Origin of the sequence: Roseovarius sp. SCSIO 43702, from assembly GCF_019599045.1 — a bacterium.
Taxonomy (GTDB): Bacteria; Pseudomonadota; Alphaproteobacteria; order Rhodobacterales; family Rhodobacteraceae; genus Roseovarius.
The window spans coordinates 2,942,769-2,961,858 of record NZ_CP080623.1; the positions used below are offsets into that span (position 1 = coordinate 2,942,769).

Here is a 19,090-nt window from a genome sequence, read left to right on the forward strand (position 1 = left end):
GGAGACCGTGCGCGGCCCTTTTGCCCGGGTGAGGGCGAAAAACCGGAACTATCCGCACCAATCTCGATGAAAAGTCACGCGTATGAGCCAACGGGCTTTTCCAGCCGCAAAACTGCCACTAGAACGGCGTTCGGGGGAGACATGGCCATGACGAAAATCACACCGCAGCCCGGCATCATGGAGATCGCCCCCTACGAGGGCGGGGCAAGCCATGTGGCGGGCATCGCCAATGTCGTGAAGCTCAGCTCGAACGAAAACCCCTTCGGTCCGAGCGACAGGGCCCGCGAGGCCTATGCCAAGGCGGCCTACAGCCTGCACCGCTATCCGTCGTCGGATCACGCCGCCCTGCGCCATGCGATCGCCGAGTTGCACGGGCTCGACCCCGCCCGCATCATCTGCGGCGCCGGAAGCGACGAGATCATCGCCTTCCTCTGCCAGGCCTATGCCGGCCCCGGCACCGAGGTCATCCACACCGAGCACGGCTTCGCCATGTATCGCATCAGCGCGCTGGCGGCCGGGGCCCTCCCCATCGAGGTGCCCGAGCGCGAGCGCGTGACCGACGTGGACGCGATCCTCGCCGCCGTGACCGACGCGACCCGCCTCGTCTTCATCGCCAACCCCAACAACCCCACCGGCACCATGATCGGCGAGGGCGAGATCGCGCGCCTGGCCGAGGCGCTGCCGCCCCATGTCCTGCTCGTGCTCGATGGCGCCTATGCCGAGTATGTCGAGGGCTATGACGGCGGCGCGGGCCTCGTGGACAGGCGCGAGAATGTCGTGATGACGCGCACGTTCTCCAAGCTCTACGGGCTGGGCGGCCTGCGCGTCGGCTGGGCCTACGGCCCGGCGCACGTGATCGACGTGCTCAACCGCATCCGGGGCCCCTTCAACCTGAGCGCCCCCGCGCTCGCCGCGGCCGAGGCAGCGGTGCGCGACACCGAATGGGTCGCGAAATGCCGCGCCGACAATACCCGGCTCCGTGCATGGCTGGCCGAGGCACTGGCCGAACACGGGGTGCCCTCCGACACCTCGACCGCGAATTTCATCCTCGCGCGCTTCGCCAACCGCGCGCAGGCCGAAGCCTGCGACGAGCATCTGCGCGCGGACGGCCTCATCGTGCGCCGCGTCGCGGGCTACAACCTACCGCAATGCCTGCGAATCACCGTGGGCGACGAGGCGAGTTGCCGCCGCGTTGCCCACACCATCGGTCAGTTCATGGGAGCAGGCGCGTGAGCGTGATCTACGAGCGCGTCGCTCTCATCGGGCTGGGCCTGATCGCGTCGTCGATGTTCTGGGCGATGAAGCGCGCGGGCGTCGCGGGCGAGGTCACGGGCTATGCCCGCTCTGCCGAAACGCGCCGCACCGCGCGCGAGATCGGCCTCTGCGACCGCGTCTGCGAGAGCGCGCGCGAGGCCTGTGAGGGCGCCGATCTCGTCGTGCTTTGCGTGCCCGTCGGCGTCATGGGCGCCGTCACCGCCGAGATCGCCCCCGTGCTCAAGCCGGGCGCGACGCTGAGCGACGTGGGCTCGGTCAAGCGCGCCGTGATCGAGGCGGTGTCCCCCCATGTCCCCGACGGTGTGCATTTCATCCCCACCCACCCTCTCGCCGGGACCGAACAGTCGGGCCCGACCTCGGGGTTCGCAGAGCTTTTCGACAATCGCTGGACCATCATCCTGCCGCGCGAGGACGAGGACGAGGCCGCAACCCGGCGGCTCGAGACGTTCTGGCAGGCGCTCGGCGCCCTGACCGAACGAATGGACGCCGATCATCACGATCTCGTTCTCGCCGTCACGTCGCATACCCCTCACCTCATCGCCTACACGATGGTGGGCGTCGCCGACGACCTCAGCCGCGTGACCGACAGCGAGGTCATCAAGTATTCGGCGGCGGGCTTTCGCGACTTCACGCGCATCGCGGCCAGCGATCCGACCATGTGGCGCGATGTCTTCCTGAGCAACAAGGACGCCACGCTCGAGATCCTCGGCCGCTTCACCGAAGAGCTCTTCGCGCTGCAACGGGCCATCCGCAAGGGCGACGGCGATCATCTCCACGCCTATTTCACCCGCACCCGCGCCATCCGCCGCGGGATCATCGAGGCCGGGCAGGATACCGACGCGCCCGATTTCGGCCGCGCGCCCAAGGGGAAACGCGCATGATCCGGGGCATCACCCTGATACTCTCGCTGACACTCGCCGGGGGCGCTTGGGCCAGCGCGCCCGATACCTCGCCCCGGCCGGTGGCAAGACCGGCCGCGCCCGCCACCACGACAGAAGCCCAGACGCAGCCCGCGGCATCTGCCGCGCCGCGTGTCGCGCGCATCCGCCCGCAAGCGCGGCCCGCGGCCCAGAGAACAGAGTCCACCGCCCGCACCGAACCGGCCCGACAGCCCGCCCAGCACCAGGTTGCGAATGCCGACCCGCAAAGCCCGCAACCCGCGCAGGAACCGCGGACCAAGGCCGCCGATCTCGATCGCCCCGGCGCGAGGTCGAAGCCCAGGTCGGGGTCCGAAAGCGGCGGTCTCCTCAGTTCGCTCCGGCCGCTCCTGCGCTCCGACAAGGTCACGAACGAGGCCCGCGCCCTCAAGCAGGCCCGCCAGAAGGGCGCCGTTTGCGGAGATGTCGCGATCCAAGGCACACCCATGGGCCGCGTGACCGGCCAGATCGGGGGCTGCGTGATCGAGAATGCCGTCGCCGTCCGCTCGGTCAGCGGCATCGGCCTGACGCAACGCGCGACAATGGACTGCACGACCGCCAAGACGCTGAAACGCTGGGTGGAAAACGGTCTCAAACCCTCTGTCGGCGGTCGCGGCGGCGGCGTGGCGAGGATCAAGGTCGCCGCGCATTACGCCTGCCGCGCCCGGAACAACCAGCGCGGCAGCAAGCTTTCCGAGCACGGCAAGGGCCGTGCCATAGACATCTCCGGCTTCCTGCTGCGGGACGGCACGGAAATCTCGGTGCTGAAACACTGGAACAGCAAGGCTTATTCGCAAATGATGCGCAACATGCACCGGACCGCCTGCGGGCCTTTCGGAACGGTGCTCGGGCCCAACGCGAACAAGTTCCATCGCGACCACTTCCATTTCGACACCGCCCGTTATCGCAGCGGCTCCTACTGCCGCTGACCCGTCTCAGAGCCGCCGCATCCAGAATTGCAGCGCATGGTCGGTCTCGCCCGGCTGGTCGAGATCCTTCCATCGGAAATGGGCCACCGCCCCCTCGACCGGCGCGTATCCGCGCTTGCGCCAGAACGGATCGAGCGGTTGGTAATCCTGCGGTTTCAACGGGTGATCGTCGGGCCGGATGACCCCGCAAAAGGCCGAGTATCGGCGCCCCAGGTCGCGCGCATGTGCCTCGCGCAGGTCGAAGAACCGATGGCCGATGCCCTGCCCCCGGTACTCGGGCAGAAGCACGCTTTCGGCGCAATAGAATATCTGGTCTAGCGCCGTATCCTGCCCGGCGAAAGCCGCCGCGAAATCGTCCGCGTGATCCTCCATCGGCGTGCCCGTCGAGGCCCCCACGAGCCGCGCTCCGTCGAACGCCCCCACGAGGATCGCGTCGGCGCTGTCGCGGTAGGTCTGAAGATACCGTGCCTCGTAGGCCGCGTCCCCGTCATAGAGATAGGGCCACTTGCGGAACACCTCGATCCGAAGCCGCGCGACATCGTCCAGCGCCGCACCGAGCGCCTCTCCCGAGAGTCGCTCGACCCGGATCATTGCACCTGCCGCATCCAGTCCGCGAGGTTGTAATAGGTGACAACCCGCGTGATCTTGCCATCCTCGAGCGAAAAGAACGACCCGGCCGGCAGGCGGTAGGTCTGGCCTCGCGCCTCGGGCAGACCCTCGTCGGTCTCGAGATAGGTGCCGTTGACGACGAACTCGGCCGCACCGCGCGTGCCGTCCTCGCCCTCGAAGATGACGAGATCGGTCAGTTCTTCGCGATAGGTGCGGCTCATATGCTCGCAGAAGGCCCGGAACTTCTCCTTGCCGTGGCGCACGCCGCCTTCGTTCACGTGATGCGCGACGTCGTCGGAGAGGCAGGCGAGCATGCCCTCGATGTCGCCCCGGTTGAAAGCGTCGAAATAGGCTTCGATGGTCGTGGTCATAGCGGCTCCTTCGGTGGCCCCCACCTTTCGGTGAGGTGCGAAATGATCTGGTCTCGGGTCTGCCGGTAGGCGGCGAGTTTCGCCTCCCGCCCTTCCCCCAGGCCCGTCGGGTCCATGATGGGCCAGTAGATGACGTCGAGATGGTAGAGCCGCGTCAGGTCGAGCGCGCGACGCTGGCTTGCCGGGCTGAGCGCCACCACCAGGTCGAAGGAGCCGAGATCGTCGCCCCATTCCTCCATCTCGTCGAAGCTCCGCACCCGGTGACGCGACAGCTCGACGCCGATCTCCTCGCAAACGGCGATGGAAAAGCCGTCGATGTCGAGATCGCTCTTCACGCCCGCCGACTGCACGTAGGTGCCGGTGCCGTAGAACCGCTTCATGATCCCCTCCGCCATCGGCGAGCGCACCGCGTTGTGATCGCAGCAGAAGAGCACCGATTGCGGCAGGTCTTCGGGCATCGCTCAGCCCCCGAAATGCAGAACGCAAATCAGGGTAAAGAGCCGTCGCGCCGTATCGTTGTCGATCTCGGCCTTCCCGTCCAGCCGTTCCTCGAGGACGCGCGCGCCTTCGTTGTGAATACCGCGCCGCGCCATGTCGATGGTTTCGATCTGCGCGGGCGCGAGGTTCTTGACCGCGTCGAAATAGCTCTCGCAGATGGCCCAGTAATCCTTGACCACCTGCCGGAACGGGCTCAGCGACAGGTGGAATTCGGCCGCGGGCGTCGCGTCCTCGGTCTTCACGTCGAAGACAAGGCGCTTGTCGCGGATCGACAGGCTGAGATTGTAGGGGCCCTCGGGCACGTCCCGATCGGCGCGCGCGGGCAGCACGAAGGTGTTGTCCTCCATGAGGTCGTAGATCGCCACCTTCCGCTCCTGCTCGATCTCGGGCGTGGGCGGCGGAAGGTTCGAATCGTCGAGTTCGATATGACAGATGCGGCTCATCGGGGGTCTCTCGAAATTGATGCCATTTGCCTAGCGCAGCGCGGCGCGTGGGGCAATGCCTACTCGTTCAGCCGGTCGAGCCGCACGCGCACCGAAAGCCCGTGCGCCTCGAGGCTTTCGGCATGGGCCAGCGTCTCGGCGGCGGGCCCGATCGCGCGAAGCGCCTCCGGGCTCATCCGTGCCAGCGTCGTGCGCTTGAGAAAATCGAGCACGTTGAGCCCCGACGAGAACCGCGCCGACCGTGCCGTCGGCAGGACATGGTTCGGACCCCCCACGTAGTCGCCGATGGCCTCCGGGGTCCACGACCCGAGGAAGATCGCACCGGCATGGGTGATCCGCTCGGCCAGCGCATCGGCCTTCGCGACGCAGAGCTCCAGGTGCTCGGGCGCCACCCGGTCCGAAAGCCGCGCGGCGGTCTCGAGGTCGGGCACCGTGATGACCGCGCCGAAATCGCGCCAGCTCCGGCCCGCGATGTCGCGCCGCGCGAGCGTCTCGAGATGGCGTTCGATCGCGCGGGTGACGGCCCGCGCCATCTCGGGGTCGGTGGTGATCAGGATCGACTGCGCGCTCTCGTCATGTTCGGCCTGGCTCAGCATGTCGAGCGCGACCCAGTCGGGATCGGCGGTGCCATCGGCGATCACCAGGATCTCGGACGGGCCGGCGATCATGTCGATCCCCACGCGCCCGAACACCTGCCGCTTGGCCGCCGCGACGAAGGCATTGCCGGGCCCGGTGATCTTGTCGACCGGCGCGATGGTCTCGGTGCCGTAGGCCAGCGCCGCGATCGCCTGCGCGCCCCCGACGCGGTAGATCTCGTCCACCCCGGCCAGCCGCGCCGCGAGAAGCACGAGCGGATTGGCCTGACCATCGGGCGTCGGGACCGTCACGGCGAGCCGCGGCACCCCGGCCACCTTGGCGGGGATGGCATTCATCAGGACCGACGACGGGTAGGAGGCTAGCCCGCCCGGCACGTAGAGGCCCGCCGCGCCGACCGGCCCCCAGCGCCAGCCAAGCGTCGCGCCCGCCGCATCGGTCCAGCTCGCGTCCTCGGGCATCTGCCGCGCGTGATAGGCGCGGATCCGCTCCGCGGCCAGCTCGAGCGCGGCGCGCTCTGCCGCCGGCACGCGGGCGACCAGGCTCTCGATTTCCTCCTCCGCGAACCGCATCGTGCCGGGGGTGAGCGTCACCCGGTCGAACCGTTCGGTCAACTCGATCACCGCCGCGTCGCCCCGCGCCCGGACATCCGCGATGATCGCCGCGACCGCATCGTTCACATCCGCCGCGTCCTCGCGCTTCGAACTCAGGAGCGCCCGGAATTCCGCCTCGAATCCTTCCGCGCTGGCATCAAGAAATACCGGCATGCCGACCCTTCTTCTTGCTGTAAATATCCCCGCCGGAGGCTCCCGCCACCGGCATCACGCGCCGTGATCCGGCACCTTGCGCGACGGCGCCACATAGGGCCGCGTGACGTCGCGCAGCCTCAGTTCCAGCGCCTCGACCGCAAGCCGGATCGCCCCGTCCCCGGCCAGCGTCAGCAGGACATGGCCCGTCCCGTCCTCCCCCGGCTCGAACGTTACCGAGAGAAGCGACAGGATCAGATCCCCGTCATGCCGGTCGATCCCCTGGCTTGCCACCCGCAGCACGTTTTCCACCACCAGAAGCGACTGCACACGCTCGGGCTCGTGCCGCTCCCGCCCGCGATCCTCCCAGCGGAAGCGGTTGAGCAGAAGTGCGAAGCGCCGCTCGCCCGCGCGCCACGACATCTCGGATGCGGGAAAGACCGCGTCCTGCGCCAAGGCCGAGAGCACCGAAAGGTCGTCGGGGTCCCAGGCCCCGAGATCGAGCGGGGCCTCGCGGCCATCCTCGAACCTCGCGTCATTCTCGCTCATGGCGCTTTCACCCTTTCGATCCTGGCGCCCACGGCGCGCAGCTTCTCCTCGACCCGTTCGTATCCCCGGTCAAGGTGATAGACCCGGTTCACGACGGTCTCTCCCTCCGCGGCAAGCCCCGCGAGGATGAGCGAGACACTCGCGCGAAGGTCCGTGGCCATAACCGGCGCGCCCTTCATCCGTTCCACGCCCGTCACCGTCGCGGTGCCGCCATGCACGTCGATCTCGGCTCCCATCCGCACGAGTTCGGGCGCATGCATGAACCGGTTCTCGAAGATCGTCTCCTCCAGCACGCTTTCGCCCTCGGCGGTGCACATCAGGGCCATGAACTGGGCCTGGAGGTCGGTGGGAAATCCCGGAAAGGGCTCGGTGGTGACGTCGACCGCCTTCACCCGGCCGTTGCGGCGCGTCACCTTCAGGCCCCGCTCGGTCTCCGTGACCTCGACCCCCGCCGCCTCGAGCCTTTCGCAGAACGCCTCGAGAAGATCGCGCCGGCCACCGATGCACTCGACCTCGCCGCCACAGATCGCGGGGGCAAGCATGTAGGTGCCAAGCTCGATCCGGTCGGTCACGACCGGGTGCGTCGCGCCGTGCAGGCGCTCGACCCCTTCGATCGTGATCTCGCTGGTGCCGTCGCCGTCGATCTGCGCACCCATGCGCCGCAGGCAGGTGGCGAGGTCCACGATCTCGGGTTCCCGCGCGGCGTTGCGCAGCACCGTGGTGCCCTTGGCCAGCGTCGCGGCCATCATCACGTTCTCCGTGGCACCGACCGAGGCGAATTCGAACTCGATCTCGGCACCCCGAAGGCCGTTCGGCGCCTTCGCGTGCAGGTATCCGTCGCGCAGCTCGATCTCGGCGCCGAGCGCTTCGAGCCCATGGATATGAAGGTCCATCGGGCGCGCGCCGATTGCGCAACCGCCCGGAAGCGAGACGACCGCGTGCCCCAGCCGCGCCAGCATCGGCCCCAGCACGAGGTTGGACGCCCGCATCTTGCGCACGATATCGTAGTCGGCCACGTGGTTGTTCAGGTCATGGCTCGACATGGCAAGGACCTGGCCATCCTGCATCGTCGTGACCTCGGCTCCGAGCGATCGCAGAAGCTCGGCCATCGTCTTGATATCCGACAGGCGCGGCGCATTGGTCAGCGTCAGCGGCTCGTCGCTCAGAAGCGTCGCGGGCATGAGCGTGAGACAGGCGTTCTTGGCCCCGGCGATCGGGATCTCGCCCGAGAGCGGGCCGTTGCCCGTGACGACGATACTGTCCATTGCCTTACCCTTTGTCCTGCTCGGTCTTGTTTGTCTTGGCCTTGCGGGCCCGGGCCTGTGCCTTGCGCCGCGCGAGGTTCGCCTTGAGCGCGGCCTTCAGCCGATCCTCGCGCGCCACGGCGCCGCCGGCCTTCGTTTTATCGTTGTCCCGCTTGGTCATGTCCACTCTCTACAGCACGGCTCGAAGGGGGTCCAGATTGGGGTTGCGCCGTGGAATGTTTGGAGCTATCAGCCGCACCACTTGTGCTGCTGTAGCTCAGTGGTAGAGCGCACCCTTGGTAAGGGTGAGGTCGGGAGTTCAATCCTCCCCAGCAGCACCATTCTCCGCCTTTCCGCTCCGCCGCCTGCCGTCAGGATGCGCCTGCGTCCTGTCCGGGCGACGCCGGTCGGCGAAGAACGCGCGCAGCATCTCCTCCGACGCCTCCGCCGCGATGCCCTCCACCACTTCGGGGACGTGATGGCATTGCGGATGCGAAAACACCCGCGCCCCATGCGCCACGCCGCCCGATTTCGGATCGCCCGCGCCATAGCAGACCCGCGCGATCCGCGCCGCCGCGATCGCACCCGCGCACATCGCGCAGGGCTCGAGCGTGACCCAGAGCGTCGCACCGGTCAGCCGCTCCGACGCCACCGCCGCACAGCCCTCGCGGATGGCCAGCATCTCGGCATGGGCCGTGGGGTCGTTCAGCTCGCGCGTCCGGTTCCCGCAGACCGCGAGGACGCGCCCGTCCGCGCCGACAAGCACCGCGCCCACCGGCACCTCGCCCCGCGCGCCCGCGTCCCGCGCCGCCCCGAGCGCTTCATCCATGTAGCTTCTGAACGCCATGCCTCTCCTTGCCCGCTCATCGCCGCTTTCGCAACCGCGCGCGATGGGCTACATCGCCCCCCATGTCCGACAGAACCCCTCCCGGCGACCGCATCGCCAAGGTCATCGCCCGCGCCGGTCTCGCCAGCCGCCGCGAGGCCGAGCGCATGGTCGAGGCGGGCCGCGTCGCGGTCAACGGCCGCGTGATCGACCGCGCCGCGCTCAACGTCACGGCAGGCGACCGGATCACCGTCGACGGCCGCCCCCTCGACGCGCCCGAGCCGCCGCGCCTCTGGCTCTATCACAAGCCCGCGGGCCTCGTGACGACCACGCGCGACGAACAGGGGCGCGAGACGATCTTCGACGCGCTCCCCGACGACCTGCCCCGCGTCCTCAGCGTGGGCCGCCTCGACATCAATTCCGAGGGGCTCTTGCTGCTCACCAATGACGGCGCGCTCAAGCGGCGGATGGAGCTGCCCTCGACCGGCTGGCTGCGCCGCTACCGCGTGCGCGTGAACGGCCGCCCCGACGACGCCACGTTCGAGCCGCTGCGCCAGGGTCTCGTCCTCGACGACGAGAAGTTCCAGCCGATGCAGGTCACGCTCGATCGCCAGAAAGGCGCGAATGCCTGGGCGACCGTCGCCATCCGCGAGGGCCGCAACCGCGAGGTCCGCCGCGCGATGGAGGCCGTGGGCCTCACGGTCAACCGCCTCATCCGCGTGTCCTACGGCCCGTTCCAGCTGGGCCAGCTCAAGCCCGGCGCCGTCGAGGAAATCCGCCCCCGCATCCTGCGCGATCAGCTTGGGCTCGACGCCCCCGAGGAGGAGACGAAGGGCACGAAACCCCGCGGCAAGGGGCAGAAGGCCGGGGCGAAACCGGGATCGAAACCCGTCCCTCGCCGCCGCCGGAAGTAGCGCCATGTCCCTCGTCGTCACTTGGACGGCGCCACGCTCCAACTCCGCCGATACGCCCCCGGCGACATGCCATAGCGGCGCCGGAACCTCTGGGCCAGTTGCGAGGTGCCGGAAAACCCCGTCGCGGCCGCGATCTCCCCGATGCCGAGATTTGTCTCGTTGAGCAGCGCATAGGCCCGCGCGACCCGCAGGTCGATGTAGTATTCCACCGGCGAGACGCTCGTATGCTGCCGGAAGAGCCGCTCGAGCTGGCGGCGCGAGATGCCCACCTCGTCGGCGATTTCGAGGATGTCCACCGGCGTCTCGATATTCTCCTGCATCATGCGGATCGCGGCGATCAGATGCGGATTGCGGCTCCCCAGCGCGGCCGAATAGGCCGAGCGCTGCGCCACGTCCTGTCCGCCGCTCCGGGCATGCAGGCACATGTCGGCGACGATCTGCGCCAGGTCCTTGCCGTGATCGCGCTCGATCAGGCTCAGCATCATGTCCGTGGCCGCACTTCCCCCGCCGCAAGTCAGAAGGCCCCGGTCGGCCTCGTAGAGGTGGCCCGTCGGCGTGAGATCGTGAAAGATCTCCTGGAACGCGGGCTGGTTCTCCCAGTGAAGCGTGAACCGCCGCCCCCGGATCACGCCCGCGCGCGCCAGCGCGAAGGCCCCCGTGCAGATGCCCCCCACCTCGCAGCCATGCGCCGCCTGCCGGCTGATCCACGCGACCGCACGCGACGAGACGGTGGTCGCGGGCTCGATCCCGGCACAGACGAAGGCCGCCGCCTGCCGCGGCACGTCCTCGAGCGCGCTGTCGGGGGTGATCCGGACACCGCAGGAGCATTGCACGGGCTGGCCGTCCTCGGTCATCAGGAACCAGCGATAGAGCGCCTTGCCGCTTACCTGGTTCGCGATCCGAAGCGGCTCCACCGCGGCGGTGAACGCCAGAAGGGTGAGTTTCGGCAGAAGCAGGAAATGATAATCCCGCGGCGGCCCGTCATAGGCCACCGAAAGGCTCGCCGCGCCCTTGGGGATGAAACTGCGATCGATCATGCGCTGATCTACCCCCAACGCGGTGTCGCAAACAAGTGCGTTGACGCCGCTCATCACGGGCGCGACCCGCCCGATTTTCATCCGTCCGGTATTATTCTTTGATTCAGGTTCGAACCAAAACCCTGTAAACCCGTTCAAGGACAGTGAACTTCATAGCGGGAACCGACCGACATGACCGACCTTCTGACCCTGGAGAACCTGGGCAACCTTCTGATGCTCTGTTTCCTCCAGGCGGTGCTGGGCTTCGACAACCTTCTCTACATCTCCATCGAATCGCAGCGCGCGCCCGTGGCGCAGCAAAAGGCGGTGCGCTTCTGGGGCATCGTGCTGGCGGTGGTGCTGCGGATCGTGCTGCTCTTCGTCATGGTCCGGCTCATCGACGCGCTGGCCGAGCCGTTCTTCGTCCTGAACTTTCCCGGCATCCTCGAGGGCGGCGTCAACTTCGCCACCTGCGTCTTCGTCTTCGGCGGGGTGTTCATCATCCACACGGCGGTGCAGGAAATCGCCCACATGCTCACGATCGAGAACCTCGGCACCGACATGAGCGACCAGCGGGGCAAACCCGCATGGAAGGTCGTGACCCTGATTGTCATCACGAACCTCATCTTCTCCTTCGACTCGGTCCTCTCGGCGCTCGCGATCACCGACGTGTTCCCGATCCTGGCTTTCGCGATCATCCTGTCGGGCCTCGCGATGCTCGTTCTCGCCGACGGCGTCACCGCCTTCCTCGAGAAGAACCGCATGTACGAGGTGCTCGGCCTCTTCATCCTGCTCATCGTGGGCGTCGTCCTGCTGGGCGAGGCAGGTCAGGCCGCGGCGCACGCCATGCATGACGACAGCCTCGCCCTCAGGGTCTTCGGCTACGAGATCGTGCCGATGTCCAAGACAACCTTCTACTTCTCGGTGGTCGTGCTCGTCCTCGTCGAGGTCATCCAGTCGGGCTACACGCGCAAACTCAATGCCGAGCGCCGCAGCGGCCGGCGGCACTGACCGGATGGAGGCGCGCCGGGCACGCCCCGTTTGCACTGGCAGCGGCGCGCGTCCATCCTTATGTTGAGGCCCGGAGGTCACGATGGCGAGACTGCTCTTTTTCGGACTGCTGGTGCTGGCATTCATTGCCTGCCTCGTCATCATTGTATCCGCGGCGACCCGCGCCCTCGATGCGGGCGGGCGCGCGCTCGGCACGGCCGCCGCATCCGGCAGGGGAGAGATCATGGTCCCGACCACGTTCCAGAAGATCGCCTACGCGGCCCTCGCGATACTGCTTCTCGGGGTCAGCGTCGGCTGGCTCGGGGGCATGTGACGATGGCCCGGCGCTTCGGCGGAAAATACAGTCCCGACGGCGACGCCGACGCCGACGGTCCCGCTCCGGCGGCGGGCTCCGACATGACGCCGCGCGTCAACCCGGTGGGCGCGCGGGCCAACCTGCTTTTCGTGCCGCCGATCCTGCTTCTCTTCACCACGCTCACCGATGGCCCGGTGCCGATGACGCTGGGCCTTGCCGGCGCCGGTGCCCTGACGCTCGGCGCTTGGCTCCTGCGCGGCGGGCTCGAGGCAGAGGCGGCCTATCACACCCGCAAGATCGCGCGCCGCCCGGCGCTTCCGCGCAAGATCCTCGCGGCCTGTCTCGCCGGGGTCGGCGCGGCCCTTGGCGTCATGGCCCACGATGGCGCCGTGACCATTCTCGGCCCGCTGCTCTATGCCGTCGCCGCCGGCGCGCTTCACGTGGCCGCCTTCGGCACCGACCCCCTTCGCAACAAGGGCATGGAAGGCGTCGATCAGTTCCAGACCGACCGCGTCGCCCGCGTGGTCGACAAGGCCGAAACGCACCTCGCCACCATGCGCGCCGCCATCGAGCGTACCGGCGACCGGCAGGCCGAGGCCCGCGTCGAGCGCTTCCAGTCAAGCGTGCGCAACATGCTCCGCACGGTCGAGAACGACCCGCGCGATCTCACCGCCGCGCGCCGCTATCTCGGCGTCTATCTCAAGGGCGCGACCGACGCGACGCTCAAGTTCGCCGAGGTCTACGCCCGGTCCCGCGACAAGGCCGCGCGCGACGACTATCTCACGCTTCTCTCCGATCTCGAGGAGAACTTCTCGGCCAAGACCCGCACGCTCCTCGAGGACAGCAGCACCGATCTCGAGGTCGAGATTTCCGTCCTCCGCGACCGGCTGAAACGCGAAGGCATCCATTTGAACCGCGATTGATACCGCACCCGATTCGAGGAAAGGGAACCGCCCCATGTCAGATACCACCCGCGCCAAGGCCGAGGCCACGCTTGCCGAAGTCGAGGAGGTCAGCGCCGTGATCCTGCCCGAACCCAAGGACGCCAACGCCGTCGTGCCACTCAAGGATGCCGACGCGCCCACCAGCGCCGAGATCAAGCGGCGCATGGACGAGATCGACATGTCCGACACCAACTCCATCGTGTCCTTCGGATCGGCCGCGCAGGCCGAGTTGCAGCAAATCTCGCAATCCATGCTCGAGGGCGTGCGCAACAAGGACGTGGGCCCCGCCGGTGACAGCCTGCGCTCCATCGTCACCACCATCCGCGGTTTCTCGGTCTCCGAACTCGACGTGCGCCGCGAACGATCCTGGTGGGAGAAGCTCCTGGGCCGCGCCGCGCCGGTCGCCAAGTTCACCGCCCGCTTCGAGGAGGTGCAGGGCCAGATCGACCGCATCACCGACGAGCTTCTCAGCCATGAGCACACGCTCCTGAAGGACATCAAGTCGCTCGACCTGCTCTACGAGAAGACGCTCGATTTCTACGACGAGCTGGCGCTCTACATCGCGGCGGGCGAGGAAAAGCTGCGCGAGCTGGACGAGAAGGACATTCCCGTTAAGGAGTCCGAGGTCGAGGCCGCCCCCGAGAAGGACCAGGTGATGAAGGCGCAGGAACTCCGCGACCTGCGCGCCGCGCGCGACGATCTCGAACGCCGCGTCCACGACCTCAAGCTCACGCGCCAGGTGACGATGCAATCCCTGCCCTCGATCCGCCTCGTGCAGGAAAACGACAAGAGCCTCGTAACCAAGATCAACTCCACCCTCGTCAACACCGTCCCCCTCTGGGAGACGCAGCTTGCCCAGGCCGTGACGATCCAGCGGTCCTCCGAAGCCGCCACGGCCGTGCGCGAGGCCAACGACCTCACCAACGAACTGCTGACCGCAAACGCGCGGAACCTCCGCGAATCCAACAAGATGATCCGCGAGGAGATGGAGCGCGGCGTTTTCGACATCGACGCGGTCAAGAAGGCCAATGCCGACCTCATCGGCACGATCGAGGAAAGCCTCCAGATCGCCGACGAGGGCAAGGCGAAACGCGCCGCGGCCGAGCAGGAGCTCAAGAAGATGGAGGCCGAGTTGCGCGACACGCTCGCCTCCGCCAAGGCCCGCCGCGACGGCACCGGCGACACCGCCGGCACGGCCGTGCCCAAGGCGTGATCGACCGCCGCGCCATATCCCGCGCTCTTGCGGGCGCGGTCCTCGTGGCTGTCGCCGCCTGCACCCCCGTGCCCGAACGGCCCCAGGTCACGCCGCAGGCACGGCCCGCGGGCCTCGTCCCGCCCAAGCCCGCCGCCCGCCCGGGCCCTTCCGAGCGGAGCCTCGCGCTCGCCCGCCGCTACGAGAAGCTCGAGATGCATCTCGTGGCACAGGGGCTTCTGCGCACCGATGGCGGCGGCCCGGACACCTACTATTCCGACGCCGACCTCCTGCGCAATTTCGAGCGGATCGTCTTCTACGACGAACACGACGTCGGCGGCGGGGTTCAGCGCGCCTCGAACCGCCCCGGCGTCCTGCGCAAGTGGGAGGGGCCCGTGCGTCTCTCGGTGGCGTTCGGGTCCGGCGTCGCCCCCGAGCAGCGCGCCGCCGATCGCGCCATGGTCGCGCGCTACGCCCGGCGCCTCGCACGGGTCACGGGCCACCCGATCGCGATGTCCGACGACAATCCGAATTTCCAGGTCTTCTTCATGACCGTCGATGACGGCGACGAGGCGCAGGCGATGCTGCGCGCCATCTCGCCCAACGTGAACGTGGCCACGCTGTCGCTCGTGGGCAACCTGCCGCAATCCATCTACTGCCTCGTCACGGCCTTCGGCGGCAACGAGAACCGGGCGAGCTATGCCCGCGCGGTGGCCTTCGTGCGCGCCGAACACCCGCCCCTGATGCGCAAGGCCTGCGTCCACGAGGAGGTGGCCCAGGGCCTCGGCCTCGCCAATGACAGCCCCCGCGCGCGGCCCTCGATCTTCAACGACGACGACGAATTCGCGCTTCTCACCACCCATGACGAGAAGCTGCTCGAACTCCTCTACAACCCCGCCCTCCGCCCCGGCATGACCATCGACGAGGCCCGCCCGATCCTGCGCCGCCTCGTCGCTGGCGAAGACGGCACGATCTAGACAAGGGAGACCCCAATGGGCATTTTCGACTTCCTCTCAGGCGAATTCATCGACGTCATCCACTGGACCGACGACACGCGCGACACGATGGTCTGGCGGTTCGAGCGCGAGGGCCACGAGATCAAGTACGGCGCCAAGCTCACGGTGCGCGAGGGGCAGGCGGCGGTTTTCGTCCACGAAGGACAGCTGGCGGACGTGTTCACCCCCGGTCTCTACATGCTCGAGACCAACAACATGCCGATCATGACGACGCTCCAGCACTGGGACCACGGCTTCCAGTCGCCCTTCAAGTCCGAGATCTATTTCGTCAACACCACCCGCTTCAACGACCTGAAATGGGGCACGAAGAACCCGATCATGCTGCGCGACCCCGAATTCGGGCCGACCCGCCTGCGTGCCTTCGGCACCTACTCGGTGCGCGTCTCCGACCCCGCACGCTTCCTGTCGGAGATCGTGGGCACCGACGGCGAATTCACCCGCGACGAGATCAGCTTCCAGATCCGCAACATCATCGTGCAGGAATTTTCCCGCGCCATCGCCTCCTCCGGCATCCCGGTGCTCGACATGGCCGCCAACACGCGCGAGCTCGGCCGGCTCGTGGCCGAGGCGATTTCCGCCACCGTGGCGGAATACGGGCTCACCATCCCCGAGCTCTATATCGAGAACATCTCGCTGCCCCCCGCGGTGGAGAAGGCGCTGGACAAGCGCACCTCCATGGGCCTCGTGGGCGATCTCGACCGGTTCACGCAGTATTCCGCGGCCGAGGCCATGACCGAGGCGGCCCAGAATTCCTCGGGCGGCGGCATGGCCGCGGGCCTCGGCGCCGGCATGGGTCTCGCCATGGCGCAGCAGATGGGACAGGGCGGTCCCTGGGGGGCACGACCCGCCGCACCCGCCGCATCGGCCCCGCCGCCCCCGCCCCCGGTCGAGCATGTGTGGCACATCGCCGAGAAGGGCGAGACCCACGGCCCCTATTCCAGGGCCCGTCTCGGGCGCATGGCGCAGGAGGGCACGCTCACCCGCGACACCCATGTCTGGACCCAGGGCCAGGACGGCTGGATGCGCGCGGGCGACGTGCAGGAACTGGCACAGCTCTTCACGGTCCTGCCGCCCCCGCCCCCGCCCGCCTGACACGGCGCCGTCTCCCTCGTTCTTTCCGGTTCCAAGTACCCAGAATCCGACCGTCACAGCCCATGCCTACGACCGGCCATTCCCCGAAACCCGTCGCACATCGCTTTCCCTGCGACAATTGCGGTGCCGACTTCCGTTTCGACCCGGAGGCGGATCGGCTTGTCTGCGACCATTGCGGCAACACCGGCGAGATCGAGACGCCGACCCCCACCCGCGCCATCCGCGAGCTCGACTTCCGCGCGGCCCTCGAGGAACAGCTTCCGGCGCAGGAAATCGAGGAAACCCGCGTTCTCAAATGCCCCAATTGCGGCGCCGAGGTGGAGTTCGACGCCGATACCCACGCCTCCGAATGTCCCTTCTGCGCCACGCCGGTCGTCACCGATACCGGGACGTACCGCCATATCAAGCCGCGCGGCCTGCTGCCCTTCGCGCTCGATGAACGCGCCGCGCGCAAGGCCATGACCGACTGGCTCGGCCGGCTCTGGTTCGCCCCCTCGGGGCTGAAGGACTACGCGCGCAAGGGGCGCCCGATGCAGGGCATCTACGTCCCCTACTGGACCTTCGACGCCGACACGAAATCGGACTACGCGGGCGAGCGCGGCACGGTCTATTACGAGACCCGCACCGTCACCCGTAACGGCAAGCGGCAGCGCGTGAAGGTCGCCAAGGTGCGCTGGCGCGGGGTCTCGGGGCGCGTCGCGCGGTTCTTCGATGACGTGCTGGTGCTGGCCTCCACCTCGCTCCCCAAGAGCTATACCGACGCGCTCGAGCCGTGGGATCTCGCCGCGCTCGAGCCCTACCGGCCCGAGTATCTGGCCGGCTTTCGCGCCGAAGGCTATACCGTCCAGCTTGCCGAGGGGTTCGACGAGGCGCGCGCGCATATGGACCGGGTCATCACGCGCGATGTGAAATTCGACATCGGCGGCGACCGGCAGCGCATCCACCGCATCGACACCAACGTATCGGCCGTGACCTTCAAGCATATCCTGCTGCCCGTCTGGCTCGCCGCCTACAAGTATCGCGGCAAGAGCTACCGCTTCGTCGTCAACGGCCGCACCGGACGGGTTCAGGGCGAGCGGCCGTGGTCCGCCATCAAGCTCGCCATCGCGGTGGTGCTGGGCCTCATCGTCGCGGCGGGGGTTGGCTACGTGATGGCGATGTCGGGATAGGGTCGGGGTGGCGGGCTGATCCGGTTTTAGCTGCAAAGCTGCCCCTCGCATGGAACGCAGCGAGTGGCGGGAAGGAGCCCTTCCACGACATCCGGATTGAGCTGCCGGAGCATATAAGAACCGACCCCACGCAACATCGGAAGATGTGGAACCGAGCCTTGGCGGGAACATTACGGGATGGAGGAGGGCAGCATCATCAAACCGTTCTGGAGCCTGTCCGCGGCCGGCTTCGCCGCAACCGCCGTCGCCTTCGGGCCTGGACGCATGGGGTTTGGCCTGTTCGTCCCCGAGTTCAGGTCGGCGTTCTCTATGTCGACCTCGACCGTCGGCTTCGTTTCCAGTCTCAGCTTCCTTGGTTTCTTCATCGGCCTTCTGATCGCGCCAGTTCTCCTTGCCCGGCAGGGGCCGGAATCCCCGGTGTTGGTCGGCCTGGCTGCCGCCACGGTCGGAATGGGAGTCGTGGCCTCCGCGCCGAACGTGCCCGTCGTGGCGGTCGGGGTGTTCCTCGCGGCTTCGAGTGCCGGCCTTGCCTGGACCCCGTTCAACGACGCCATACACCGCAAGGTCAAAGACGATGACCGGCCGGGCGCGCTGTCGGGCGTCAGCACCGGCACGGGCGTCGGGATCGTGCTGGCTGGGCTCGCGGCGCTCGTCATGGTCACCGGCGGCTTGTCGTGGAGAATTTGCTGGGCGTTCTTTGCGGGGGCGAGCGCCTGTGCCTTCCTTGGCAACTGGATCGCCTTGAGGGGCGTCGAGAAAGATCCCGAAGGAAGGCAGGAGAAGGAGTGGAGGGATCTGGCTGCCACCGCAGCGATCCCACTCTACGCAATTGGCTTTGCCTACGGCACGAACTCGGCGATCTACATCTCCTTCGCCGCCGATCACTTGGTCGAGGCCGGCGGTGTGCCGGGCGTTCCGGTTGGCGTCACACCCGCGCTCGTCTACATCTTCTACGGTCTGTTCGGCCTCGCCGGCCTTTTGACCGGACGCATCAAGGATATGATGGGCCTGCCAATGCTGCTGCGTGTTCTCATGCTGGCTGGCGCCCTGTCCCTCGCTCTCGTGGCGATCGCACCGGGGACCTGGGCCGGGTTGATATCGTCGGCCGGCCTGCAAGGCCTCCATGTCATGATGACGAGCGCGGTTCTGGCGTTCTGGTCGGAGCGCCTGTTTCCGTCGCTCCCGTCGCTCAGCTTCACGGCTGCGCTCTTGGCCGCCGCGGCAGGCAGCGTCCTGGGACCGGCTATCACGGGGCTCGCGTCCAGTGCCTTCGGAGCCGACGCGATGTTTCTCGGCACAGCCGCACTGCCAGCGGCCACGGCAATTCTACTGCGCAACCGCCATGCTCAGGAGCGTCCGGCAAGAACGACATCGCCGACGTCTGCATAAGTCGCTTCCGGCCTTCGTCTGACCTGCGTCCAGACGCCTTTTTGAACGGCG

General features: G+C 67.7%; 22 protein-coding genes and 1 tRNA gene. 13 read left to right on the forward strand and 10 right to left on the reverse strand.

Annotated features, from left to right (window positions below):
* Positions 1–147 precede the first annotated feature (147 nt).
* Genes hisC through K1T73_RS14630 form a run of 3 tightly spaced genes read left to right on the forward strand, consistent with a single transcriptional unit; the run spans position 148 to position 3,121 of the window.
* Complete coding sequence (gene hisC / locus K1T73_RS14620; protein WP_220601405.1) at positions 148–1,233, forward strand: histidinol-phosphate transaminase; 1,086 nt, start codon at positions 148–150, stop codon at positions 1,231–1,233.
* On the forward strand, positions 1,230–2,156 hold the full coding sequence (locus K1T73_RS14625; protein ID WP_220601406.1) for a prephenate/arogenate dehydrogenase family protein: 927 nt from the start codon (positions 1,230–1,232) through the stop codon (positions 2,154–2,156). Before hisC ends, K1T73_RS14625 begins: the two co-directional genes overlap by 4 nt.
* On the forward strand, positions 2,153–3,121 hold the full coding sequence (locus K1T73_RS14630; protein WP_220601407.1) for an extensin family protein: 969 nt from the start codon (positions 2,153–2,155) through the stop codon (positions 3,119–3,121). The genes K1T73_RS14625 and K1T73_RS14630 overlap by 4 nt, the downstream gene beginning before the upstream one ends.
* Before the next feature lie 6 nt (positions 3,122–3,127).
* On the opposite strand, the gene K1T73_RS14635 is transcribed toward K1T73_RS14630, so the two are convergent.
* From K1T73_RS14635 to K1T73_RS14670, 8 genes are read right to left on the reverse strand one after another with little or no spacing between them, the layout of a single operon-like run.
* Entirely contained in the window at positions 3,128–3,712 is a 585-nt protein-coding gene (locus K1T73_RS14635; RefSeq protein WP_220601408.1) for a GNAT family N-acetyltransferase, read from the reverse strand.
* Entirely contained in the window at positions 3,709–4,101 is a 393-nt protein-coding gene (locus tag K1T73_RS14640) for a ketosteroid isomerase-related protein (protein ID WP_220601409.1), read from the reverse strand. Before K1T73_RS14640 ends, K1T73_RS14635 begins: the two co-directional genes overlap by 4 nt.
* Positions 4,098–4,559, reverse strand: coding sequence for a low molecular weight phosphatase family protein (locus K1T73_RS14645; protein WP_220601410.1), 462 nt, complete (start codon positions 4,557–4,559; stop codon positions 4,098–4,100). Before K1T73_RS14645 ends, K1T73_RS14640 begins: the two co-directional genes overlap by 4 nt.
* A 3-nt stretch (positions 4,560–4,562) precedes the next feature.
* Entirely contained in the window at positions 4,563–5,042 is a 480-nt protein-coding gene (locus K1T73_RS14650) for a UPF0262 family protein (RefSeq protein WP_220601411.1), read from the reverse strand.
* Positions 5,043–5,101: 59 nt separating this feature from the next.
* A complete protein-coding gene (hisD, locus tag K1T73_RS14655) occupies positions 5,102–6,403 on the reverse strand; it encodes a histidinol dehydrogenase (RefSeq protein ID WP_220601412.1) in 1,302 nt (433 codons plus the stop codon).
* 54 nt (positions 6,404–6,457) lie between these two features.
* Positions 6,458–6,931 carry a DUF2948 family protein gene (locus K1T73_RS14660; protein ID WP_220601413.1) on the reverse strand — a complete coding sequence of 158 codons (474 nt, stop codon included), beginning with the start codon at positions 6,929–6,931 and terminating at the stop codon, positions 6,458–6,460.
* Positions 6,928–8,196 (reverse strand): UDP-N-acetylglucosamine 1-carboxyvinyltransferase, encoded by a 1,269-nt coding sequence (murA, locus tag K1T73_RS14665; protein ID WP_220601414.1) that lies wholly within the window; start codon positions 8,194–8,196, stop codon positions 6,928–6,930. The genes K1T73_RS14660 and murA overlap by 4 nt, the downstream gene beginning before the upstream one ends.
* Positions 8,197–8,200: 4 nt before the next feature.
* Positions 8,201–8,356: a hypothetical protein gene (locus tag K1T73_RS14670; protein WP_220601415.1), complete on the reverse strand. Its 156-nt coding sequence runs from the start codon at positions 8,354–8,356 to the stop codon at positions 8,201–8,203.
* Positions 8,357–8,441: 85 nt separating this feature from the next.
* On the opposite strand from K1T73_RS14670, the gene K1T73_RS14675 reads away from it, so the two are divergent.
* A tRNA-Thr gene (locus K1T73_RS14675) sits at positions 8,442–8,516 on the forward strand.
* Here the strand turns inward: K1T73_RS14675 and K1T73_RS14680 are convergent.
* A complete protein-coding gene (locus K1T73_RS14680; protein WP_220601416.1) occupies positions 8,495–9,022 on the reverse strand; it encodes a nucleoside deaminase in 528 nt (175 codons plus the stop codon). The two genes, K1T73_RS14675 and K1T73_RS14680, sit on opposite strands and share 22 nt — an antisense overlap.
* Positions 9,023–9,084: 62 nt before the next feature.
* Here K1T73_RS14680 and K1T73_RS14685 point away from each other — a divergent pair, with 62 nt between their 5' ends.
* Complete coding sequence (locus K1T73_RS14685; protein WP_220601417.1) at positions 9,085–9,915, forward strand: pseudouridine synthase; 831 nt, start codon at positions 9,085–9,087, stop codon at positions 9,913–9,915.
* Between the two features lie 17 nt (positions 9,916–9,932).
* Here K1T73_RS14685 and K1T73_RS14690 read toward each other — a convergent pair whose 3' ends face one another.
* A complete protein-coding gene (locus tag K1T73_RS14690; RefSeq protein ID WP_220601418.1) occupies positions 9,933–10,952 on the reverse strand; it encodes a GlxA family transcriptional regulator in 1,020 nt (339 codons plus the stop codon).
* A gap of 171 nt (positions 10,953–11,123) precedes the next feature.
* Between K1T73_RS14690 and K1T73_RS14695 the strand changes: the two genes are divergently transcribed.
* The 8 genes from K1T73_RS14695 (at position 11,124) to K1T73_RS14730 (ending at position 19,039) form a co-directional block, all read left to right on the forward strand.
* Complete coding sequence (locus K1T73_RS14695; RefSeq protein ID WP_220601419.1) at positions 11,124–11,942, forward strand: TerC family protein; 819 nt, start codon at positions 11,124–11,126, stop codon at positions 11,940–11,942.
* Between the two features lie 82 nt (positions 11,943–12,024).
* Positions 12,025–12,255, forward strand: a complete 231-nt coding sequence (locus K1T73_RS14700; protein WP_220601420.1) for a hypothetical protein — start codon at positions 12,025–12,027, stop codon at positions 12,253–12,255.
* Between the two features lie 2 nt (positions 12,256–12,257).
* Positions 12,258–13,160, forward strand: a complete 903-nt coding sequence (locus K1T73_RS14705) for a 5-bromo-4-chloroindolyl phosphate hydrolysis family protein (RefSeq protein ID WP_220601421.1) — start codon at positions 12,258–12,260, stop codon at positions 13,158–13,160.
* Between the two features lie 34 nt (positions 13,161–13,194).
* A complete protein-coding gene (locus K1T73_RS14710) occupies positions 13,195–14,394 on the forward strand; it encodes a toxic anion resistance protein (RefSeq protein WP_220601422.1) in 1,200 nt (399 codons plus the stop codon).
* Positions 14,395–14,438: 44 nt separating this feature from the next.
* Entirely contained in the window at positions 14,439–15,350 is a 912-nt protein-coding gene (locus tag K1T73_RS14715; protein WP_220601423.1) for a DUF2927 domain-containing protein, read from the forward strand.
* A gap of 15 nt (positions 15,351–15,365) precedes the next feature.
* Complete coding sequence (locus tag K1T73_RS14720; RefSeq protein ID WP_220601424.1) at positions 15,366–16,481, forward strand: SPFH domain-containing protein; 1,116 nt, start codon at positions 15,366–15,368, stop codon at positions 16,479–16,481.
* A 62-nt stretch (positions 16,482–16,543) separates the two neighbouring features.
* Complete coding sequence (locus K1T73_RS14725) at positions 16,544–17,650, forward strand: TFIIB-type zinc finger domain-containing protein (RefSeq protein WP_220601425.1); 1,107 nt, start codon at positions 16,544–16,546, stop codon at positions 17,648–17,650.
* 177 nt (positions 17,651–17,827) lie between these two features.
* On the forward strand, positions 17,828–19,039 hold the full coding sequence (locus K1T73_RS14730) for an MFS transporter (protein WP_220601426.1): 1,212 nt from the start codon (positions 17,828–17,830) through the stop codon (positions 19,037–19,039).
* The last annotated feature ends 51 nt before the right edge of the window (positions 19,040–19,090 follow it).

Bases quoted from the DNA above. Each gene is read 5' to 3' on its own strand.
- K1T73_RS14705 (WP_220601421.1), top strand. From the start codon at position 12,258: ATGGCCCGGCGCTTCGGCGGAAAATACAGTCCCGACGGCGACGCCGAC.
- K1T73_RS14680 (WP_220601416.1), bottom strand. From the start codon at position 9,022: ATGGCGTTCAGAAGCTACATGGATGAAGCGCTCGGGGCGGCGCGGGAC.
- hisD (WP_220601412.1), bottom strand. From the start codon at position 6,403: ATGCCGGTATTTCTTGATGCCAGCGCGGAAGGATTCGAGGCGGAATTC.
- K1T73_RS14710 (WP_220601422.1), top strand. From the start codon at position 13,195: ATGTCAGATACCACCCGCGCCAAGGCCGAGGCCACGCTTGCCGAAGTC.
- murA (WP_220601414.1), bottom strand. From the start codon at position 8,196: ATGGACAGTATCGTCGTCACGGGCAACGGCCCGCTCTCGGGCGAGATC.
- K1T73_RS14700 (WP_220601420.1), top strand. From the start codon at position 12,025: ATGGCGAGACTGCTCTTTTTCGGACTGCTGGTGCTGGCATTCATTGCC.
- K1T73_RS14690 (WP_220601418.1), bottom strand. From the start codon at position 10,952: ATGATCGATCGCAGTTTCATCCCCAAGGGCGCGGCGAGCCTTTCGGTG.
- K1T73_RS14660 (WP_220601413.1), bottom strand. From the start codon at position 6,931: ATGAGCGAGAATGACGCGAGGTTCGAGGATGGCCGCGAGGCCCCGCTC.
- K1T73_RS14640 (WP_220601409.1), bottom strand. From the start codon at position 4,101: ATGACCACGACCATCGAAGCCTATTTCGACGCTTTCAACCGGGGCGAC.
- K1T73_RS14730 (WP_220601426.1), top strand. From the start codon at position 17,828: ATGGAGGAGGGCAGCATCATCAAACCGTTCTGGAGCCTGTCCGCGGCC.
- K1T73_RS14725 (WP_220601425.1), top strand. From the start codon at position 16,544: ATGCCTACGACCGGCCATTCCCCGAAACCCGTCGCACATCGCTTTCCC.
- K1T73_RS14645 (WP_220601410.1), bottom strand. From the start codon at position 4,559: ATGCCCGAAGACCTGCCGCAATCGGTGCTCTTCTGCTGCGATCACAAC.
- K1T73_RS14695 (WP_220601419.1), top strand. From the start codon at position 11,124: ATGACCGACCTTCTGACCCTGGAGAACCTGGGCAACCTTCTGATGCTC.
- K1T73_RS14630 (WP_220601407.1), top strand. From the start codon at position 2,153: ATGATCCGGGGCATCACCCTGATACTCTCGCTGACACTCGCCGGGGGC.
- K1T73_RS14720 (WP_220601424.1), top strand. From the start codon at position 15,366: ATGGGCATTTTCGACTTCCTCTCAGGCGAATTCATCGACGTCATCCAC.
- K1T73_RS14635 (WP_220601408.1), bottom strand. From the start codon at position 3,712: ATGATCCGGGTCGAGCGACTCTCGGGAGAGGCGCTCGGTGCGGCGCTG.
- K1T73_RS14685 (WP_220601417.1), top strand. From the start codon at position 9,085: ATGTCCGACAGAACCCCTCCCGGCGACCGCATCGCCAAGGTCATCGCC.
- hisC (WP_220601405.1), top strand. From the start codon at position 148: ATGACGAAAATCACACCGCAGCCCGGCATCATGGAGATCGCCCCCTAC.
- K1T73_RS14650 (WP_220601411.1), bottom strand. From the start codon at position 5,042: ATGAGCCGCATCTGTCATATCGAACTCGACGATTCGAACCTTCCGCCG.
- K1T73_RS14670 (WP_220601415.1), bottom strand. From the start codon at position 8,356: ATGACCAAGCGGGACAACGATAAAACGAAGGCCGGCGGCGCCGTGGCG.